The sequence below is a fragment of the Paraburkholderia sp. genome (genome assembly GCF_036488795.1).
Classification (GTDB): Bacteria; Pseudomonadota; Gammaproteobacteria; order Burkholderiales; family Burkholderiaceae; genus Paraburkholderia.
This window is the reverse complement of record NZ_DASXHA010000169.1, coordinates 1-19,664: the sequence shown is the minus strand read 5'-3', so window position 1 is coordinate 19,664 and position 19,664 is coordinate 1. Positions and strand designations below refer to the sequence as shown.

The following is a 19,664-nucleotide window of genomic DNA, read 5'->3' as shown; positions in this document are numbered from 1 at the left end:
AGCGGTCTCCATGGCGTAAGTGATCGCACATTTTGCCGGCCCGCATCAGGCCGGCTTTTTTACGTGCTCGGGTTGACTAAGGCTTGCCTGGCATCGGATGCGGCGACTTCGGATTTTCCGGTGCCGCAGCCGCCGACGCCGCGGCGTCCGACACACCAGCCGGTCCCGATGCGAGATCCGCCGGCCGCGTGGCTTGCACCTTGACCGCATCCGGATAGAGCGCAATCAGGACGCGCAATACACCATTGGTCCAGCCGAAGCCGTCCTGCAGCGGATATTCGCCGCCGCCGGCCGACATGCCCGCGCCCGTCGCATCCACATCGTATTTCTCGACGAGCTTGCCGGTGTGCTGGTAGTTCATGACATTGGTGCGGATCCAGCGCGTCGCGATCGTCTTCGCAAGCGCTGCGTTGCCATAGCGGCGCAGACCGGTCACCGCAAGGTATTGCAGCGGCGCCCAGCCATTCGGTTCGTCCCACTGCTGGCCGGTCTTCACCTGGGTCGTCGCCAGTCCGCCCGGCCGCAGCAGTCCGCGCTCGACGCTTTGCGCGACGTCGTTCGCCTGCTGCCGGTTCGCCACACCGGCATATAGCGGGTACAGCGTCGCCGCCGTCAGCCGGTGAGTCAGCTGACGATGCTCGAAGTCGTAGTCGCTATACGCCTGGATACCCGGATCCCACAACACGCGACGAATCGCGTCGGCACGCACCCGCGCGCGCTGCTCCAGGTTCTCGGCCCGCGTGACGTTGCCCTGCAGTCGATAGGCATGCGCCAGCGTGCGTTCGAGCTGATACAGCAGGCTATTGAGGTCGACCGGGACGAGCGAAGTAACATCGATGGACGCGAGATTCTTGCCGTCGGCGAACCAGCGCGAACTGAAATCCCAGCCTGTTTCGCCGCCCGCGCGCAGATTGCGCCATAGATCCGCGGCGTCGCGCTGCGGGGTTTGCTGGGCGGTGAGGACATCCTCGCGGTACGACTCGTCGCGCGGTGCGGCACGTTCGTCCCAGTAGCGGTTCAGCAAGGTGCCGTCCGGCAGCCGCACCAGATGCCTGTACGCCTGGCCCGCTGCCAGATGGCCGCCGCTACCGTCCATCCAGTACGTGTATTCCTGTTGCAGTTCTGGCAGATATTGCAGGTAGGTTCTGTCGCCGTCTTTCTCGGCGACCAGTTGCACCATTTCGGCAAAGAACGGCGGCTGCGAGCGGCTCAGATAATACGTGCGGTTGCCGTTCGGAATATGGCCATAACGGTTGATCAAGGTCGCGAAGTTCTTCAGCTCGTCTACCACCAGATCGTGCCGCCCGCTTTGCTCGAGCCCGAGCATGATGAAGTACGAATCCCAGTAGTAGATCTCGTCGAAGCGTCCGCCCGGTACGATGTACGGCGCGGGCAGCGGCAGCAGCGACGACCACGGGCTCGCCGACGCGTCGGGATCGCGGCGCAGCACGTCCCAGAGTGTGTCGATATGGGCGACCACGGTCTGATCCGGATCCGTGACGTAGGGCTTCAGCGTGCGCGCGGGCGTCGTGAAGTTCTGCCGGACGAACCCCGCCAGGTCGAAGCCGGCTTGCTGGTGCGCGCTGGTGTACGCCGCCACGATCTGTTGCGGCGGCGCATTCGGCACCATGTCCGCGAAGGTCTTGCTGTCCGGAAACAGATGCGCCAGTTCGACGTCGCGGTACAACTCGCCGTATTGCTCGGAAGGCGGCACCGGCGCAACAGGCGAAGCCTGCGCATGCGGATTGACAGGCGGCGCAACGGCTGCCGCAGCCGCGCCCGAGGTCGTCACCCGTCCGAAAGACAGGCCGCGCGGCGCGCTGGCGGGGGCTGCGCTCGCAACGCTCGCGACGCCCGGCAGTGAGGCAAGCGGGGTCTCGGGCGGCATCCCTTGGGCGAACGCGGTGCGGCAGACGATCAGCGCCGCTGCGCAGAGCCGCAGACGCAGACGAACACGAAGTGAAGCGAGGCCGGGACCTTTGAGATCGCGCATGGGCGGGCAGGGCAGGCAGGAGTGGACAACGGAGGGACAAGTTCGCAAGTTGCATGCCTCAGTGAAGATGACAACAGTAACGAGTACAAAGGTCCGTGCATGGCTGTCGAACAGCTCGCCGAACGGTATGGCGAAGCTGGCGAACTTCGGACCGCACGATTGGCCAAGGTACGGCGCTTGCTGAGTAGCCCTATTCGATCCATCCAGTCGCACTTTGTTCGTGTCGGGAAGCGCAAACCGGGGATGTCCTGTTGCTCTTCTGTTGCCGTCGATTGCCCGGTCGCGCGCTCCTGGTAAGCATCCGGCATGGTACGGCCGGGGGGAGTCGCTGTATGATACGTGGCCGTCGCGCGTTGAGCAGGCAAACCGTGCGGTACGTCACGTGTTGTGGCGATATGTCCTCAGTCGAAATTGCCGATCCGAGCGAGTTGACCAGACTAAACCCAGAAAAAATGCCCGCCTTCACAGCCGTCGATCAAGATCGTTTTCGCCGCATCATCCGCCGCAATATCGCGTTGCCATTAGGCGTCGGCCTGCTGACCATCGCAGTATTCGTCGCGCTCATCGCTTATCTGATGTCCACCATGAGTTGGGCCGAGCATTCGGAGCGCGTCATCGGCGACGCCAATGAAATGCTGCGGCTCGCCGTGGATCGCGAGTCTGCGTTGCGCGGCTATCTCATCACCGGCGACGAAAGTTTTCTCGCACCCTATGAGTTGGGCCAGTCGCGCTTCAAGACCGAACTCGGTTCGCTGCGTGAGCTGGTCGCCGACAATCCCCCGCAAGTCGATCGCCTCAAACAGATCGCGGCTGTCCAGGATCAGTGGGACCACTACGCGCAGGAAATGATCGATCTGCGGCGCAGGAACCTGAGCTTCCAGCCGGAGGTGACGAGCGGTCGCGGCAAGATCGAGTTCGACGAGACGCGCCGGGAATTCGCGGATTTTCTCGACGTCGAGTACCGGCTGAGACAGGATCGCACCGATGCGGTGCGCACCGTCACGACTCTGCTGGTCGGCGGTTTTCTGCTGTTCAGCCTGATCGTCAGCGGTCTGCTGGCGTGGATGGGGCGGCGCGAATTGCTGGCCCTGTCGGCGACTTACGATGGTGTGCTCAAGCAGCAGGCCGAGCAGACCGAGGTGCTGCAGCAGCAGGTCTGGCTGCGCTCGGGGCAGCGCTTGCTGGCTGACAAGGTAGTGGGCCAGGCAAGCCCGACGCTGGTCGGCCAGGCCATGCTGGACATGCTCGCCCAATATCTGGGCGTTGCCGTCGGCGCGCTCTATGTACGCGACAAGGACACCGGCATGCTGCGCCGTATCGCCACCTACGGCTTCAGCGCCGAAAGCGTACAGGCGGCGCAAAATTTCCAGAGCGCGGAAAGTCTGATCGGCCAGGCGGCGCTGAGCCGCAGGACCATCCTGCTGCAACACGTGCCGGACGACTACGTGAAGGTCGTGTCCGGGCTTGGCATGAGCCCGCCCAAACACCTGATGGTGTTGCCCGTCGAAAACGACGGCGCCATCAACGGCGTGGTCGAACTCGGCTTCATTCGCGAAGTGGTTGAGCGCGATCAGGAATTCCTGCAGCTGATTGCCGGCAGCATGGGCGACTTCCTCGAAGCGGCGCTGTATCGCGAGCGTCTGCAGGACGCCCTCGTCGAAACCCAGCAACTGAACGAAGAGTTGCAGGTTCAGCAGGAAGAGCTGCGCGTCTCCAACGAAGGGCTTGAAGAGCGGGGCCGCGCGCTGGTGGATTCGCAAGCGCGCCTCGAAGCGCAGCAGGCCGAACTCGAACAGACCAACGTGCAGCTCGAGGAATATGCGCAGCGGCTCGAACGGCAGAAGTCGGATCTGTTGCGCGCCCAGGACGATCTCGCGGCCAACGCGGCCCGGCTCGAACAGTCGAGCCGCTATAAATCCGAGTTCCTCGCCAACATGTCGCACGAGTTGCGCACGCCGCTCAACAGCTCGCTGATCCTCGCCAGGTTGCTGCAGCAGAACCGCACCGGCAACCTCACTGAAGAACAGGTGCGCTACGCGGAAACCATCCACGCTTCGAATAGCGACCTGCTGGTGCTGATCAACGACATTCTGGATCTGTCGAAGGTCGAGGCGGGGCAGATCAGCATTGAACTGGAAACGGTCGCGGTCGACGCCACGCTGCAATCGTTGCGCGAAACCTTCGCTCCGCTGGCCGCCGCGAAACATCTAAACCTCAGCTTCGACCGGGCGCCGGGCGTGCCGGACATGATCGTCACCGACAGCCAGCGCGCCGTGCAGGTGTTGCGCAACCTGCTGTCGAACGCGCTGAAGTTCACGCAGCACGGCGAAGTGTCCTTGAGCGTGGCGCCCGCCGAAGGTGGCATGGTGCGTTTCGACGTGCGCGATTCCGGCATTGGCATCGCGCCCGACAAGCTCGAAATGATTTTCGAAGCGTTCCAGCAAGCCGACGGGTCGACCAGCCGGCAATTCGGCGGCAGCGGCCTCGGCCTGTCGATCTCGCGCGAGTTCGCGCGGCTCCTGGGCGGGCGCATCGGCGTGGCGAGCGAACTGGGCAGGGGCAGCGTGTTTTCGTTGTGGCTACCCGCCGACCCCGCCGCCGCGATGGTGGCAATGGCCAGCGCAACCGACGCCCGGGACGACGCGCTGCGCCAGTCCGTGTCCGCGTCCCGGGACGAGACCGGCATGCTTCGCCCGGAAATGCCTGGGAACGGCCACCAACGGGCCGACGAACAGCTCATCACGAGCACGAGTGCAGGCGCGGTATTGCTGCCGGAGTTGTCCAGCGCGTCTGAGGAACCGAGCCGGGCGCCGATCGGCGACGACCGCTACGAGCGGGCTCGCGGCAGCCGGGTGATTCTCGCCATCGAGGACGACCAGGCCTTCGCCGAAATCCTCCGCGACCTGACCCATGAACTCGACTTCGACTTCATCCACGCCACCGATGCCGCGAGCGGCGTGGCGCTCGTGCGCGACATGCGCCCGGCTGCAGTGCTGCTCGACGTGGGCTTGCCGGATCGTTCGGGCTTGACCGTGCTCGAATGGCTGAAGAACGATCCGCTCACGCGCCACATTCCGATTCACATCGTGTCCGCCACGGATCACGCGGACAAGGCCTTGCATCTGGGGGCCATCGGCTACACGCTCAAGCCGACTGCGCGCTCCACACTCGAAGCGGCGATCCGCCGCCTCGAAGCGCGCCTGCAACAGAGCCTGAAGCGCGTGCTGGTGATCGAAGACGACGCGGCCATGCGCGAGAGCATCCGCGCGCTGCTGCAAAGCGCCAACACGGAAATCGTCGCGGTGGAGACGCTCGCGCACGCGTTCGAAGCACTGGAGTCGAGCAGCTTCGATTGCGTGGTGACCGACCTCGCGTTGCCCGACGGAACCGGCTACGACCTGCTCGAACGGCTCGCTGGCGACTCGGCGCATCTCACGCTGCCGGTGATCGTCTATACCGGGCGCATGTTGTCGAGCGAGGACGAACACCGCCTGCGCCGCTATTCCAAATCCATCATCATCAAGGGCGCGAAGTCTCCGGAGCGGCTGCTCGATGAAGTGACGCTGTTCCTGCACAGCGTGGAATCGTCGCTCGCGCCGGAACAACAACGCATGTTGCGAACCGTGCGGCAGCGCGACAACGCCTTCGAAGGGCGCAACATCCTGCTCGCCGAAGACGACGTGCGCAATATCTTCGCGCTGTCGCATGTGATCGAGCCGCTTGGCGCGACGCTGCAGATTGCCCGCAACGGCCGCGAAGCGCTCGATTTGCTGGAGACGGGACCCGAGGTCGACCTCGTGCTGATGGACATCATGATGCCGGAGATGGACGGGCTGACCGCGATGGCGGAAATTCGCCGTAACCCGAACTTCGCGCATCTGCCTATCATTGCATTGACGGCCAAGGCGATGGCGAACGACCGGGTGCGCTGCCTCGAAGCGGGGGCGGACGATTACATCTCGAAGCCGATCGACGTCGACAAGCTGGTTTCGCTGTGCCGCGTCTGGCTGCGGCAGCGCTAGGCCGTGACGAAACAACCGACCGTCATGAACCCTTCTGCGCCGCAAGCCCGGCCGCAGCGTATCAGCGATTTCGACATCGAACTGAAGCTGCTGCTCGAGGCCGTCTACCTCAAGTATCAGCACGATTTTCGCCATTATGCGATGTCGTCGCTGCGCCGCCGTCTCCTGCAGGCGCTCGACGAGTTCGGTCTGGATTCGCTGTCGCAGCTGCAGGACCGGATCATGCGCAGCGGCGCGGATTTTTCGCGCCTGTTTCAATACCTGACGGTGCAGGTCAGCGACATGTTCCGCGACCCGTCGTACTTCCTCGCGCTGCGCCAGCAGGTGATGCCGGTTTTGCAGACCTATCCGTCCATCAAGGTCTGGGTGGCGGGCTGCAGTACGGGCGAGGAACTGTGGTCGCTGAAAATCCTGTTCGACGAAGAAGGGTTGACCGAGCGCACCCTGTTTTACGCCACGGATATCAGCCCCGACGCGCTGGCGCGCGCCGAAGCGGGTATTTACGCGCTGGACCGGATTGCCGGCTTTACGCAAAATTATCTTGCCGCGGGCGGCAAGCGTTCGCTTTCGGATTACTACCACGCGGCCTACGGCGGGGCGCGCTTTGCGGGCGCGCTCAAAGACCGGGTGGTCTTTGCGGATCACAGTCTGTCCACGGACGAAGTGTTTCTTGAAGCACATCTGGTTTCGTGCCGAAACGTTATGATCTATTTCGATCGCGCGTTGCAGGACCGCGCCCTTGGCCTGTTTCAGCACGCGCTCGTGCGGCGCGGTTTTCTCGGCCTGGGCAGCAAGGAGAGCTTGCGATTTTCGAGTCAGCACGACGCGTTCGACGAGTTTTGTCCGCGCGAGCGCATCTACCAGAAGCGTTAGTGTGAAGACATGCAAACGTTCAGACAGGCCTTGCGCGAATCCTATGCCAGCCAATCCACCATCCACTGAACCAGAGGCCGCTTCGACGCGTTCGCGCGCGTTCGACATGGTGGCGATCGGCGGTTCGGCGGGCGGGATCGACGTGCTGAACATACTGCTCGCCGCGTTGCCCGAGGGCTTTAACCCGGCGGTCACGATCGTGCTGCATCTGCCGCCCGCGCCGCCGAGCTATCTGGTGCAGACCTTCGGCTATCGCAGTGTGCTGCCGGTCGTCGAACCGGATGCGGGTGAGCGGATTCTCGCCGGCCGCGTGTATGTGGCGCCGCCCGGCTATCACATGCTGATCGAAGACGACGGCACGATAGCGCTGTCGACGGAGGCCGCCGTGCGGTTTTCGCGGCCCTCCATCGACGTGCTGATGGAATCCGCGGCCTGGGTGTATCGCGAGCGCTTGCTCGGCATCCTGCTGTCGGGTGCCAACGAGGACGGCGTGCGCGGCCTCGAAACCGTGCGCGCCATGGGCGGCGCGACCTGGGTGCAGGCGCCTGGGAGCGCGGCGTCGCCGGAAATGCCGCGCGCCGCGATCGAGCGCGGCGCCGCCGACGAAGTACTGATACCTACAACTATGGCCCGGCGTCTTGCCAGACTACCGGCCTCAACGACCACCCATCCTGAATCGATGCCATGACGAATCCACCTGTCAACGTTCTGATCGTCGACGACATCGCGCATAACATCACGGCGCTCGAAGCTTCGCTGACGCGGCCGGAGATCACCTTGCTCGTGGCGGAGTCGGGCACGGCTGCGCTCGACCTGCTGCTCAAGCACGAAGTGGCGCTCGCCATTCTCGACGTCAACATGCCGGGCATGAACGGCTTCGAACTGGCCGCCTTGATGCGCGGCAGTCCGCGCACCTCGCATGTGCCCATCATCTTCCTGACGGCGACTGCCCAGGACGCGTCGCGCACCTTTCGCGGCTACGAAGCGGGCGCGGTGGATTTTCTCTACAAGCCGTTCGATCCGCGCATCCTGCAATCGAAGGTGGATGTGTTCGTGCAACTGGAGCAGCAAAAACGCCAGCTCGCCGCGCAACTGGTGACCACGCGCCAGATGCTCGAAGCCAACGAAATGCTGATGGCGGTGCTGAGCCACGATCTGCGTACGCCGCTGGGCGCGGTGCTCGCATCTGCCGAGTATCTGATGCGGGTGGGCGCCGGCGAACAGGTGACGACCACCTCGACGCGCATCAAGAACAGTTCGCTGCGCATGGCGCGCATGGTCGACCAGCTGCTCAACCTCGCGCGTCTGCAGGGCGGCCGTCTGCAACTGCAACCGCGTCCGGCCGAGCTGGCCGTGCTGTGCAAGTCGGTGATCGACGAGTTCGCCACCCAGAGCGGCGCGGCTCAGATCGTGCTGCGCAGCGAGGGTGATTCGGAGGGAAGCTGGGACGTCGATCTCATGTGGCAGGCCATCTCCAACCTCGTCAGCAATGCGCTGCATCACGGCGAGCCGGGCGGCGAGATCACGGTCGACGTCGACGCCAGCGCGCGCGATCACGTGGTTCTTTCGGTCAGCAATCGCGGCACCATTCCCGCCGACATCGTGCCGCATCTGTTCAAGGCATTCGGTTCGAGCGGCGTGGGCGGGCGTCCTCGGGAAGGGCTCGGGCTGGGGCTGCACATCGTGCGCGAGATTGTGCAGATGCATGGCGGTACGGTCGACGTGCACTCGGACAAGGCGAACGGCACGGTATTTACGGTCGATTTGCCGCGCGCAGCCAAATTTACCCGCGGTTCGCTGACGCAGCGCTGGCCCGGTTGAACGGGTAGCCCGGGCAAACCCGGCTGGCTATGGCGAGCGGGTTCACACGCCCAGTTGATCCGGTTCCTTGCGGCGCATGGCGACGGCCACCGAACTGCCGACAATCAGCAAGATACCGAGCAGCGGCACGAGGCCGACCGACTCGCCCCACAGCACATAACCGAACAATGTGGCCCAGACGATGCTCGTGTAGTTGAACGGCGCGAGCACGCTGACTTCGCCGTGGCGAAACGCCGAGGTCATCAGCAACTGGCCCGTCCCGGCGGCCACGCCGAGAAGCGCGAGGATGCCGAGATGGCCGAAGCTGGGCGTCTGCCACGCGAACAGCAACGAGATGCCCGTTACCCCGGCGCTAATCAGCGTGGAATACAGCACGATCAGGCTGGCGTCGTCCGTGGGACCAATGCGCTTGATCTGGATCACCGACAGCGCGCCGAAGATCGCACTCAGCAGGATCAGCGCGGGTCCGAGCAGACTCGCCGTCGCTCCGCCGGGCCGAACCACCAGCACAATGCCGGTGAAGCCGATCACGGCAGCCAGCAATTCGCGCCGCCGCAAGCCGGACTTCAGCACGAGCGGCGCCAGCACGATCACGAACAGGGTTTCCGTATAGGCCAGCGCCACTGCTTCGCTGAGCGGCACGTACCGTAAGCCCGCAAAGAAAAGGCCCAGGGTTGCGATCAAGGCAATCGAGCGCTCGAGATGCGCGCGCCAGTGACGCGTGCGCAGCAACGGGCCTCCTTGGCGCGCCCGGGCGGCAAGCAGGAGTGCCGGCGCGAGGCCGAAGAGCATCCGGAAGAAGGTGATTTCGTTCGCCGGATAATGCGCGGTGATGGATTTGGCGAGCGCATCCACAACGGCGAAGCAGAACATGGCGGCCAGCATCTGCGCGACGCTGCGCAGCGGGAGGGCGGTACCCGGCGACGTGGTGGCGGCTGGCATCGAGGCTCGCGGCGCTGAGAAGGGAGGGCTTCATGATAGCGCGCGAAGCGGATCGTTCATATGATGATTGAGAACCTGGATGAGACGTTTGAGCATGAAGTTGTGTCATTGCGGCATTAATCAACTCGTCCTGCCTGATTACACTGACTTCCATGCCATACGACATGGCTAGCAGACGAACCCAAACTTCAAGGAGTCAATCATGTCCCGTCTTACCACGATCAAGCCCGAAGCCGCCGAAGGCGCCGCCGCAGAACTGTTCGCCAAAATCAAAAAGGCCGCTGGTAAAGTGCCGAACGCCTATGCGACGATCGGCACGCATAGCCCGGCCGCGCTGGGCGCGATGCTGAACCTGGAAGCCGCGATCGGGGGCAGCAGCCTCGCCAAAGCCGACATCGAAACCATCAAGCTTGCTGTGAGCGAAGTGGCGGGCTGTGATTACTGTATTGCTGCCCATACGCTGATGGGCAAGTTCGCCGGCCTCTCGCCGGAAGCCATGAAGCAGGTCCGCGCAGGCGAGCCGACCGGCGACGCAAAGCGTGATGCGCTGGTGCGTTTCGTTCGCACGCTGGTGGGAACGCGCGGCACGGTACCCGTCGAAGCGCTCGAAGCATTCCGCGACGCGGGCTATACCGAACAGCAAGTGGTCGAGGTGACGCTGGTCATTGCGTCGATCACGTTCACCAATCTCGTGAACCGGGTGAACGATACGACGCTGGATTTCCCGGCCGTCGCCTGAATGACCGGGTGTTTCGCATTGAAGTGAGGTGCGCGTGGCCGGTTCGCCGACCACGCTTGTTTGGGAAAGGCCAGTAAAAAACGGCCTGAAGGGCGCAGAAAACTCAAACGCCTGCGGGAATCCGGGCGAGAAACGTCGTTCCAGCATCAGCCGACGAAGCAACCTCCAGAGCCCCGCCATGCGCATCCACAATCTGTTTGCAGATGTAGAGCCCAAGCCCGAGGCCGCCGCCACGCGCGCTGGTAGCGGGTCGCCAGTAAGGCTCGAAAACCCGCGATAGCGAATCCACGGCAATCACATCGCCGCCATTGGTCACGGAGAGCAGAAGCGTTCCCTCTTCAACCCGCGCAACCACATCGACCGGCTGATCCTCGGCGCCATGCGAAATCGCATTTCCTAAAAGATTGGACAGCAACTGCTGCAAGCGCCCCGCATCGCAATCAACCGGGCCAGGAATGTCCAGCCGGCAATTCACGACCCGCGCGGGATTCGCATCACGCAGCTCGTCGACCACGGCCTTCAACTGCGGCGTCAGATCCGCCACAGGCTGAATGGAAACCGCAATCCCCGAGCCGAGCCGCCCGCGGGCAAAATCCATCACGTCGTCAATCAGGCGGGCCATACGAAAGGCGGTCGACTTCAGCCGCTTGCCGATAGTCGGCAAATCCGGATCCGTGGTCTTGCGGCACAACACCTCGGCCGTCGCGCTCACGGCCGCGAGGGGGTTACGCAAATCATGTCCCAGTACCGCAATGAACTGCTCGCGCAGATTGGCTGTCTCGCGCTCGTTCATGAGCAGTGCTTCAGTGGACCAGTGCCGTTTTTCGGCTTCCAGCTGCATGCCAATGAGGTTCGCGAACACCTCGAACATCCGTACGATCCGCGGCTCGGACACCTGGGCCGGGCGCGGGTCGATCGCACACAGATTGCCGAAGTATTCGCCGTTGGGCAGGATGATGGGGACCGAGATATAGCTTTCCAGACCGTAGATGGCCGGCGTGTGATGGCCGCTGTAGACGGCGTCCTTGCTGAAATGATCGATGACGATGGGCGCGCGCGCCGCGCGCGACTCGAAGCAGAGGGTGGTCTTAAGTTCCAGCTGACCGCCCGGCTGAAGGCCGAAGCCGATATTGTCGCGCACCGCGCAGGCCATCCACGTGGCATCGGTCACGCGTGCGACCGCGGCGAAGCCCATGCCGGTCTCGTCGCAAATCATGCTCAAGATGGATGGCACGGCGCTGATGCGCGCAACTGCGCCGATGTCGCGCGCCAGCGATTCCTGCGTATCGATTGAAGTGGGTAGCTGTGTCACGTTTTGATGTGCCCGGTTTGTCACATTCTGCCTTATTCCACCACGCTACCGTACCGGGCGATCAATAAACCACCCAACCATCCGACGAAAGGCCGGCATCCGGACCCGACGGACGTGGCGGCATTGGCGAGCCAACCGCGCCACGCAAGCGCCTGCCGGCTTCACACGCCCGCTGCTTTGCATATGCGCAATGATTGGTTCGGTTCGCACAGACGCGCGCCTATCCTAGGCATCGCCAAGGCGATGGGCCTTGCAGCCGGACCCGCACCTCATCACGAAACAGCAAGGAACCCACATGGCTTCAGAAGGACACAGCGGACATAGCACGCGAGAAAACGGCGCGCAGCCAGACGACGCGCCCCCCGCCGACTCCAGCCGTCGCCTGCTTCTGAAGGCCGCCGCATGGGCGCTGGGGTCCGGCGCCGCGCTCGCCGGCGGAGCAGGCGCCCTGTTGGCGAGCCGACCCGCCTTTGCGCAAGGCGATGCTAAAACCTTGCGAATCGGCTTTCAGAAGTACGGCAACTTCGTCGTTCTGAAGGCACGCGGCACCCTCGAAAAGCGGCTTGCGAGCCAGGGCATCAGCGTCCAGTGGCTTGAATTCCCGGCCGGTCCGCAATTGCTGGAAGGTTTGAATGCGGGCGCCGTGGATGTCGGCACGGTCGGCGAAACGCCACCCATTTTTGCTCAGGCGGGGGGCGTCGACTTCGTCTATATCGCCAATGAACCGCCGGCCCCGAAGGGTGAAGCGCTGGTGGTGCCGCACGATTCACCGGTCTACACGGTGGCCGATCTGCGCGGCAAGAAGGTCGCGCTCAACCGCGGCTCGAACGTGCGCCTTCTGCTCGTCAAGGCATTGCAGCGCGCGGGTCTCACCTACACGGACATCCAACCCATCTATCTGACGCCCGCCGACGCCCGCGCCGCCTTCGTCCAGCGCAGCATCGACGCCTGGGTGATCTGGGATCCCTATCTGGCCGCCATCGAGCGCCAGGCCAATGCGCGTGTGTTGACCAACGGCGAAGGCCTTGTGCGCAACACGCAGTATTACGTTGCCACCCGCAAGTTCGCGGCGGCCCAGCCGCAAGTGCTACATGTGTTGCTCGACGAACTCAATCAGGTCGATCGGTTCAGCCGCGACAACATCCCCGCAGTGGCCGCGCAATTGTCGCCGCTGGTCGGGCTCGACGCCGCCACGCTCGAAGTCGCGTTAGGCCGCGCCGGCTACGGCGTTCAGCCGATCACCGACGCCACGCTCGCCTATCAGCAGCAAATTGCCGATACCTTCACGGATCTGAAGCTCATTCCGAAGAAGCTGACCGTTGCGGACGCGCGCTGGAACACGGCCTGACGGCTGACGAAGGCGTCGGGAGCGGACCCGGCATGACCGCGCCGGCGCGTTTCACCTTTCTTTAAACCCATCCGAACACAACCGGCTCATGCCCAGCTGCGCCGGCGCTACCCGCGAGTTCAGCGTGAGCGTGCCCGCTGCGAGGCGCTCGCGATCGCCTCGGCGTGCACGCACGAGCTTGCTCCCATGACTCTGCCCGCTCGGCAAAGCCAGCCGTAGCGCCGCCGTCCGGGCACGAGCACGCTGCCGTTTTCCAGCGGGCTTCGAGTCCCATCCCCGCTCTACGCACCAAACCTCGTCGCAAGCGCTAGCGCGGCCACGCCACCAACTGCCCACCGCGCAGCCGCGCAGCAAGCGAGCGCTGGCGCCTGACGAATAAAGACAGGCGCGACCTCGTAAAACGACCGTACCGCCATCTGGATGGGCAACCCCGTCGCGCTACGCATCTGCCGCCCACACGGCTCGGCCTCAGGCCGACACAGGCAAGCAGGGCGAGGCGCCCGCGACCCAATCAGATGCCTGGCGGAGCAGAGTTGGGAACATGACAGGCTCCACGTGGGTCAACGACAGGTGGGGGATGACGTGCACGCTTGGCCGTTTCGGCATCACGTCCGGGCGGTTTGCGACAAAATGACGTGGTGCGTCGCGAAACGACCCGGATCCGGCGCGAAGTGCTGAAGCTCAGGTAGGTTGCATTGATGGCTGCCGTACAGATCGAGCGGAGCGAAGCTACTACGTTGAGGTGAGCTCCGTGTGCCTGACACCTTGCCCGGAATTGAGGTACGCATCACCATGAGAAAGTGCCTTCCCAACGCGCTGAGCCTGCTTGCTGCAATTGGCGCAGTGCTCCATTCCACCCACGTGTTGCCCCACGAGCTCGACGCGCAACTCGACTGCACTTCGAACGCGCATACGTTCATTGCCTCTCTTCAGAGCGACCAGTACATCGAGCCGCAGCCGATGCACGTCGAAGCCAACTCCGTGAACGCCTTTCGTCCCACCAAGGGCAGCAATCTGACCGCGTTCGGCTTTCGCGTTTACGCCGTGCTCGGTTACGACCAGGACGACGCGCTGTTCAGCAAAGGCAGCGGCCTGGCAATGACGGGCTCGCTCTACGGCGTCGTCGTGTATGGGACCAGCGAAGCGGTCAAGACGCATCTGCATGACGCCGGCAGCGACGCCGCCGTACATGAAGTGATGCCGCTCATCATGACGGCCGTGCTGTGTAAGGCGAATTGAAGCGGCCCGACTGCGGGAATGGTGTCAGACGGGCATTGATCAGAAAGCCGAAAGCCGAAAACCGAAAGCATATCGGGCAAGGCGCCGCACCCAGAGCTTGCCTGCCGGGCGCTCATACGCGCCTGCCCGCTGGCGGCGTACCTCGGTCGCCTCATTGCCGGGGCCTCCACAAACTATCGGATCAGGCGATATATCCGGTATTAAATCGCGATTTTTCTTTTGCATGGATCGGTCTTACGATGGCTACGTCGGTTTTTGCCCGCCCGTGCAGACGCGCTGGAACGGGCCGAAGCAGTTGAGTAACCAGAGGAGGTCCGGATGGAACACCACGCGCGCACTCAGAACGAGACGCTCGAAGTCAAAACCACGACCTGCTACATGTGTGCGTGCCGCTGCGGCATCCGTGTGCATCTGCGTGACGGCGAAGTGCGCTATATCGACGGCAACCCCGCGCATCCGCTCAATCAGGGGGTGATCTGCGCAAAGGGCTCGTCGGGCATCATGAAGCAATATTCGCCCGCGCGCCTGACCCAGCCGCTGATGCGCAAGGCGGGCGCCGAGCGCGGCAGCGCGCAGTTCGAGCCGGTCTCATGGGAGGTGGCGTTCGCCACGCTCGAAAAGCGCCTTGCTCATCTGCGCGCCACGGACCCGAAAAAGTTTGCCCTGTTCACCGGCCGCGACCAGATGCAGGCGTTGACCGGGTTGTTTGCCAAGCAGTTCGGCACGCCCAACTACGCGGCGCACGGTGGGTTCTGCTCGTCGAACATGGCGGCCGGGATGATCTATACGATCGGTGGCTCGTTCTGGGAGTTCGGCGGTCCGGATCTGGACAGCGCCAAGCTGTTCTTCATGATCGGAACCGCGGAAGACCATCATTCGAATCCGCTCAAGATCGCGCTGTCGAAATTCAAGCGCGCGGGTGGCCGCTTTATCGCCATCAATCCGATCCGCACCGGCTACGCCGCGATTGCCGACGAATGGGTGCCGATCCGCCCCGGCACCGACGGCGCACTGTTCATGGCGCTGATTCACGAACTGCTGGAAGCGGATGCCTACGACCACGAGTTCGTCGCACGCTTCACCAACGCCGGCGAACTGCTCGACATGAATGCGGACAGCGACACGTTCGGCCTTTTCGTGCGCGATTCGACATTGCCGGAAAGCAACCCGCTGTTTCCGCAGAATCATCTCTGGTGGGATCTCAAGACGCAACGCGCGGTACAACACCACACGCCCGGCGCTGAGCCGGCGCTCACAGGACGCTATACGCTGGATGACGGCACGCCGGTCACACCGTCGTTCGCGCTGCTGAAAGAGCGGGTCGCCGACACGACGCCGGAATGGGCGGCCGACATCACCGGCATTTCCGCCGACACGATCCGCCGCCTCGCGCGCGAGATGGCGCAAACCGCGCGCGATCACAAGATCACGCTGCCGGTTGCGTGGACCGACGCATGGGGGCAAGAGCACGAAACCGTGACCGGCAATCCGATTGCCTTTCACGCGATGCGCGGCCTTGCTGCGCATTCGAACGGTTTTCAGTCGATCCGCGCTCTGGCCGTGCTGATGTCCTTGCTGGGCACGATCGACCGGCCGGGCGGCTTCCGGCATAAATCGCCGTACCCCCGCGCCGTGCCGCCGTCGGCGAAACCACCGAACAGTCCCGACGCCGTCCAGCCGAACACGCCGCTCGCCAACGGCCCGCTCGGCTGGCCGGCCGCGCCGGAAGACCTGTTCATCGACGCCGACGGCCAGCCGGTGCGCATCGACAAGGCCTTCTCGTGGGAATACCCGCTGGCGGTCCATGGCCTCATGCATAGCGTGATCACCAACGCGTGGCGCGGCGATCCTTATCCCATCGACACGCTGCTGATCTTCATGGCCAACATGGCATGGAACTCGTCGATGAACACCGTGGAAGTGCGCAAGATGCTCGCCGACAAACACGAGAACGGCGAGTACAAGATTCCGTTTCTGGTGGTGTGCGATGCGTTCCAGTCGGAGATGACCGCATTCGCCGATCTGATTCTGCCCGACACCACGTATCTGGAGCGCCACGACGCGATGTCGATGCTCGACCGCCCGATTTCCGAGTTCGACGGCCCGGTCGATTCGGTGCGCGTGCCGGTCGTGCCGCCCACGGGCGAATGCAAGCCGTTTCAGGAAGTGCTGATCGAGCTGGCGAGCCGGCTCAAGCTGCCCGCTTTCACGACGGCAGAAGGCACGCGCAAATTCCGTGACTATCCGGACTTCGTCGTCAACTTCCAGACTTCACCCCATTCCGGAGTGGGCTTTCTGATCGGCTGGCGCGGCAAGGACGGCGACAAGGCGCTGGTCGGTGAGCCGAATCCGGATCAATGGAAGCAGTACGCCAGCCACAACTGCGTGTTCCATTACACGCTGCCGCAGACGCTGCAATACATGCGCGGCGTCAACGGGCCTTATCTGAAGTGGTCGGTCGAGCACGGCTTTCGCAAGTTCGACACGCCGATCGTGATCCAGCTGTATTCGGAAGTGATGCAGACTTTCCGGCTCGCCGCGCAGGGCAAAACCGCGGGGCGTCAGCCGCCCGGGCATCTGCGCGCGAGAGTCGAGCGATATTTCGATCCATTGCCGTTCTGGTACGAACCGCTTGAACTGGCCGCGACGGATCGCACCCGCTATCCGCTTGCGGCGGTCACGCAACGGCCAATGGCGATGTATCACTCGTGGGACTCGCAAAACGCGTGGCTGCGGCAGATTCACGGCGAGAATTATCTGTTCATGAATCCGCTGATGGCGCGTGAGAACGGCATTGAAGACGGCGGCTGGATCTACGTCGAATCGTCGTGGGGCAAGGTGCGCTGCAGGGCGCGCTACAGCGAGGCCGTCGAGCCTGGCACGGTGTGGACGTGGAACGCCATCGGCAAGGCGGCCGGCGCCTGGAATCTTGGCCCGGACGCCAACGAATCGCAGCACGGCTTCCTGCTCAACCATCTGATCACCGACGAATTGCCGGGCGCGAGCGCCACCGATGCACGCATGTCGAACTCGGATCCGATCACCGGTCAGGCGGCCTGGTACGACGTCCGTGTGCGCGTGTACCCAGCCGAGGCGGATGCGGATCATACGTTGCCGCAATTCGCGCCGATGCAGGCATTGCCGGGTACGACCGGAGTGATTCGCCGCATCGTGCAGACCTACTTCGCGGGCCGCGGCGAATTTTCCGCCCGCTTGCGCGGCACGCCCGGACAAAAATGACGAGGAGCATGCAATGACCCAGATGGCACTCGTAATCGATCTGAACGTCTGCGTGGGCTGCCACGCGTGCGTAACGAGCTGCAAGGAGTGGAACACATCCGGCGAGGCGGGCAGTCTGGCGGATTTCCGGCCCTACGACGCCGACCCCTCCGGCACCTTCTTCAACCGTGTGCAGACCTTCGAGGCAGGCGAATTTCCGCTGACCGACACGATCCACTTTCCGAAATCGTGTCTGCACTGCGAGGATCCGCCGTGCGTGCCGGTGTGTCCGACCGGTGCGAGCTACAAGCGCAAGGAAGACGGCCTCGTACTGGTGGACTTCGACCGATGTATCGGCTGCAAGTACTGCTCGTGGGCCTGTCCTTACGGTGCACGCGAACTCGACGAAGAGCGCAAGGAGATGACCAAGTGCACGCTGTGCGCGGACCGGATCCATAACGAGGCGCTCCCGGAGCGCGATCGAAAGCCGGCTTGCGTGCTGGCGTGCCCCACTTCGGCGCGCCTGTTCGGCGATATCCACGATCCCGATTCGGTGGTCTCGCAAGCTATCCGCGAGCGCGGTGGCTATCAGCTGATGCCCGAGTGGGGCACGAAGCCGGCAAATCATTATCTGCCGCGCCACAAAACGGATGGCTGCGGCGGCGAATCGTGCGCATGCAAGTCGCAGCAAGCGCAGGCTGCCAGTACGCAAGACGCGGTGCTGGCATCCGCGGACGGCGCGGCTTTCGAGCCGGCGCATCTTCATGCCGGACGCAACGGCGCTGCGAAAGGCGCCGTATCCGGCATGCTCGGACGCGTCTTCAATATTCTGAGCCTGGGGAGAGGAGCATGAATCCGGCGTTTTCTGTGGTGTTCCTGACCACGCTGAGCGGCGCAGGGCAAGGCTTGCTGATCGCGCTGGTCGGCGTCGAACTGGCCACAAGCCTCGGATGGATTGCGGCCAGTGCCGCGCCGTCACCCCTATTCTTTGTGGCGGGCGCAGCGCTTTCCGTCGCACTGGGCGGGCTCGGGCTGCTGGCTTCGTTTTTCCATCTCGGTCATCCCGAACGCGCCTGGCGTGCCATCGCAATGTGGCGCACCTCATGGCTTTCGCGCGAATGTCTGGCGCTGCCGGTGTTTCTGGCGTGTGCGTTTGCTTATGGTGTTGCACATTGGTTCGGCTCGCCGTGGTCGCTCGCCATCGGTGTGCTCGGCGTGATCGCGAGTGCCACGTTGTTCGTCTGCACTGCGATGATCTACGCCTGTCTGCGATTCCTGCAGGAGTGGGCCACGCCGCTCACGCTAGTCAACTTCGTGTTGCTGGGCTGCGCGTCGGGCTTCACCTTTGCGACCGCTTGCGCCACATGGCTGGCACCGTCGTTGATCGCGGGACTCGCCACGTGTGCTTGTGTCCTGACGTTGGCGGGCTGCATCAGCCGCGTTGCCTCGCTGCGACGTAACGGACGCTTACGGCCGAAATCCACCGTGCAGAGCGCGACCGGCATTCACACGACGAAGCTCGAGCAGAAGTCGCGCGGCTTTACAGCAGGCGCTTTCAATCTGCGCGAGTTCTTTCACGGTAAAACACCGCAAACGCTGCGGCGGATCAAGTGGACTTTCCTCGTCGCAGCATTCGCCATTCCTTTTGTGCTGATTGCGGTGGGTGGCAGCGTGCCTTCGGTGATGCTGTCCGCCTCGCTGTTATGCGTGGCTTGCGCGGTCCAGTATGCGGGGCTCGTCGCGGAGCGCTGGTTCTTTTTTGCGGAGGCAAGGCATCCACAGAACCTGTATTACCAGCAGGCTTCGTGAATGGGCGGTGTGGGCGCGGGACGCGCCCCGGATGCCGGGCCGCCCGGTGCTGCCCAGGAGTGAAACGCGTGATGCTGTAACCCGGGTCTGGCTCGCTGCAACCGAATGGACTGCTAATCATCTGGCCGGCTTGAGCGTGCCGGATGGCTGGCAGCGCTGAGTCGAAGATTAATTGCCCACGTTAGCCGGACTTGCGGCGGGTGACATGGTCTGCCCACCTGCTTGAGCCGAACCGTTCGTCGCGGGCCCGTAGCTGCCCGTGCCAGGCTGCGCGGCCTGCTGTTCCATGGCGACGCGTCGTTCGGCGGCCTGAATCTCCGCGGGATAAGTCGCATCGTCGCTTGCCG

At 63.6% G+C, this 19,664-nt stretch carries 13 protein-coding genes; 10 read left to right on the top strand and 3 right to left on the bottom strand.

Going from position 1 to position 19,664, the window contains the following annotated elements:
• Window positions 1-76 precede the first annotated feature (76 nt).
• Window positions 77-1,888: an alpha,alpha-trehalase TreF gene (gene treF, locus VGH41_RS24275; protein ID WP_414696710.1), complete on the bottom strand. Its 1,812-nt coding sequence runs from the start codon at window positions 1,886-1,888 to the stop codon at window positions 77-79.
• A gap of 557 nt (window positions 1,889-2,445) precedes the next feature.
• Here treF and VGH41_RS24270 point away from each other — a divergent pair.
• From VGH41_RS24270 to VGH41_RS24255, 4 genes are read left to right on the top strand one after another with little or no spacing between them, the layout of a single operon-like run.
• Window positions 2,446-6,015 carry a response regulator gene (locus VGH41_RS24270; RefSeq protein ID WP_331600315.1) on the top strand — a complete coding sequence of 1,190 codons (3,570 nt, stop codon included), beginning with the start codon at window positions 2,446-2,448 and terminating at the stop codon, window positions 6,013-6,015.
• A gap of 24 nt (window positions 6,016-6,039) precedes the next feature.
• Complete coding sequence (locus VGH41_RS24265) at window positions 6,040-6,888, top strand: CheR family methyltransferase (RefSeq protein WP_331600202.1); 849 nt, start codon at window positions 6,040-6,042, stop codon at window positions 6,886-6,888.
• A gap of 43 nt (window positions 6,889-6,931) precedes the next feature.
• Window positions 6,932-7,576 carry a chemotaxis protein CheB gene (locus VGH41_RS24260; RefSeq protein ID WP_331600201.1) on the top strand — a complete coding sequence of 215 codons (645 nt, stop codon included), beginning with the start codon at window positions 6,932-6,934 and terminating at the stop codon, window positions 7,574-7,576.
• A complete protein-coding gene (locus tag VGH41_RS24255) occupies window positions 7,573-8,709 on the top strand; it encodes a hybrid sensor histidine kinase/response regulator (RefSeq protein WP_331600200.1) in 1,137 nt (378 codons plus the stop codon). Before VGH41_RS24260 ends, VGH41_RS24255 begins: the two co-directional genes overlap by 4 nt.
• A gap of 42 nt (window positions 8,710-8,751) precedes the next feature.
• On the opposite strand, the gene VGH41_RS24250 is transcribed toward VGH41_RS24255, so the two are convergent.
• Complete coding sequence (locus VGH41_RS24250) at window positions 8,752-9,651, bottom strand: DMT family transporter (RefSeq protein ID WP_331600199.1); 900 nt, start codon at window positions 9,649-9,651, stop codon at window positions 8,752-8,754.
• A 202-nt stretch (window positions 9,652-9,853) separates the two neighbouring features.
• Between VGH41_RS24250 and VGH41_RS24245 the strand changes: the two genes are divergently transcribed.
• Window positions 9,854-10,390 (top strand): carboxymuconolactone decarboxylase family protein, encoded by a 537-nt coding sequence (locus tag VGH41_RS24245; RefSeq protein WP_331600198.1) that lies wholly within the window; start codon window positions 9,854-9,856, stop codon window positions 10,388-10,390.
• Window positions 10,391-10,493: 103 nt separating this feature from the next.
• Here the strand turns inward: VGH41_RS24245 and VGH41_RS24240 are convergent, their stop codons facing one another.
• Window positions 10,494-11,702, bottom strand: coding sequence for a GAF domain-containing sensor histidine kinase (locus tag VGH41_RS24240; RefSeq protein ID WP_331600197.1), 1,209 nt, complete (start codon window positions 11,700-11,702; stop codon window positions 10,494-10,496).
• A gap of 295 nt (window positions 11,703-11,997) precedes the next feature.
• On the opposite strand from VGH41_RS24240, the gene VGH41_RS24235 reads away from it, so the two are divergent.
• From VGH41_RS24235 to VGH41_RS24215, 5 genes are all read left to right on the top strand, one after another.
• Window positions 11,998-13,050, top strand: a complete 1,053-nt coding sequence (locus VGH41_RS24235; protein WP_331600196.1) for a sulfonate ABC transporter substrate-binding protein — start codon at window positions 11,998-12,000, stop codon at window positions 13,048-13,050.
• Between the two features lie 792 nt (window positions 13,051-13,842).
• On the top strand, window positions 13,843-14,289 hold the full coding sequence (locus tag VGH41_RS24230; protein ID WP_331600195.1) for a hypothetical protein: 447 nt from the start codon (window positions 13,843-13,845) through the stop codon (window positions 14,287-14,289).
• A gap of 318 nt (window positions 14,290-14,607) precedes the next feature.
• The gene (locus tag VGH41_RS24225; RefSeq protein ID WP_331600194.1) at window positions 14,608-17,529 is read left to right on the top strand and encodes a molybdopterin oxidoreductase family protein; all 2,922 of its coding nucleotides are present in this window, start codon (window positions 14,608-14,610) and stop codon (window positions 17,527-17,529) included.
• A 13-nt stretch (window positions 17,530-17,542) separates the two neighbouring features.
• On the top strand, window positions 17,543-18,361 hold the full coding sequence (locus VGH41_RS24220; protein WP_331600193.1) for a 4Fe-4S dicluster domain-containing protein: 819 nt from the start codon (window positions 17,543-17,545) through the stop codon (window positions 18,359-18,361).
• Window positions 18,358-19,317, top strand: a complete 960-nt coding sequence (locus tag VGH41_RS24215) for a dimethyl sulfoxide reductase anchor subunit family protein (RefSeq protein ID WP_331600192.1) — start codon at window positions 18,358-18,360, stop codon at window positions 19,315-19,317. The genes VGH41_RS24220 and VGH41_RS24215 overlap by 4 nt, the downstream gene beginning before the upstream one ends.
• Window positions 19,318-19,664: the final 347 nt, after the last annotated feature.

What these genes read in the sequence shown, in the direction of transcription:
- treF (WP_414696710.1), bottom strand. Translation starts at nt 1,888, where the DNA reads ATGCCGCCCGAGACCCCGCTTGCCTCACTGCCGGGCGTCGCGAGCGTT.
- VGH41_RS24230 (WP_331600195.1), top strand. Translation starts at nt 13,843, where the DNA reads ATGAGAAAGTGCCTTCCCAACGCGCTGAGCCTGCTTGCTGCAATTGGC.
- VGH41_RS24255 (WP_331600200.1), top strand. Translation starts at nt 7,573, where the DNA reads ATGACGAATCCACCTGTCAACGTTCTGATCGTCGACGACATCGCGCAT.
- VGH41_RS24250 (WP_331600199.1), bottom strand. Translation starts at nt 9,651, where the DNA reads ATGCCAGCCGCCACCACGTCGCCGGGTACCGCCCTCCCGCTGCGCAGC.
- VGH41_RS24265 (WP_331600202.1), top strand. Translation starts at nt 6,040, where the DNA reads ATGAACCCTTCTGCGCCGCAAGCCCGGCCGCAGCGTATCAGCGATTTC.
- VGH41_RS24245 (WP_331600198.1), top strand. Translation starts at nt 9,854, where the DNA reads ATGTCCCGTCTTACCACGATCAAGCCCGAAGCCGCCGAAGGCGCCGCC.
- VGH41_RS24260 (WP_331600201.1), top strand. Translation starts at nt 6,932, where the DNA reads ATGCCAGCCAATCCACCATCCACTGAACCAGAGGCCGCTTCGACGCGT.
- VGH41_RS24270 (WP_331600315.1), top strand. Translation starts at nt 2,446, where the DNA reads ATGCCCGCCTTCACAGCCGTCGATCAAGATCGTTTTCGCCGCATCATC.
- VGH41_RS24215 (WP_331600192.1), top strand. Translation starts at nt 18,358, where the DNA reads ATGAATCCGGCGTTTTCTGTGGTGTTCCTGACCACGCTGAGCGGCGCA.
- VGH41_RS24225 (WP_331600194.1), top strand. Translation starts at nt 14,608, where the DNA reads ATGGAACACCACGCGCGCACTCAGAACGAGACGCTCGAAGTCAAAACC.
- VGH41_RS24220 (WP_331600193.1), top strand. Translation starts at nt 17,543, where the DNA reads ATGACCCAGATGGCACTCGTAATCGATCTGAACGTCTGCGTGGGCTGC.
- VGH41_RS24235 (WP_331600196.1), top strand. Translation starts at nt 11,998, where the DNA reads ATGGCTTCAGAAGGACACAGCGGACATAGCACGCGAGAAAACGGCGCG.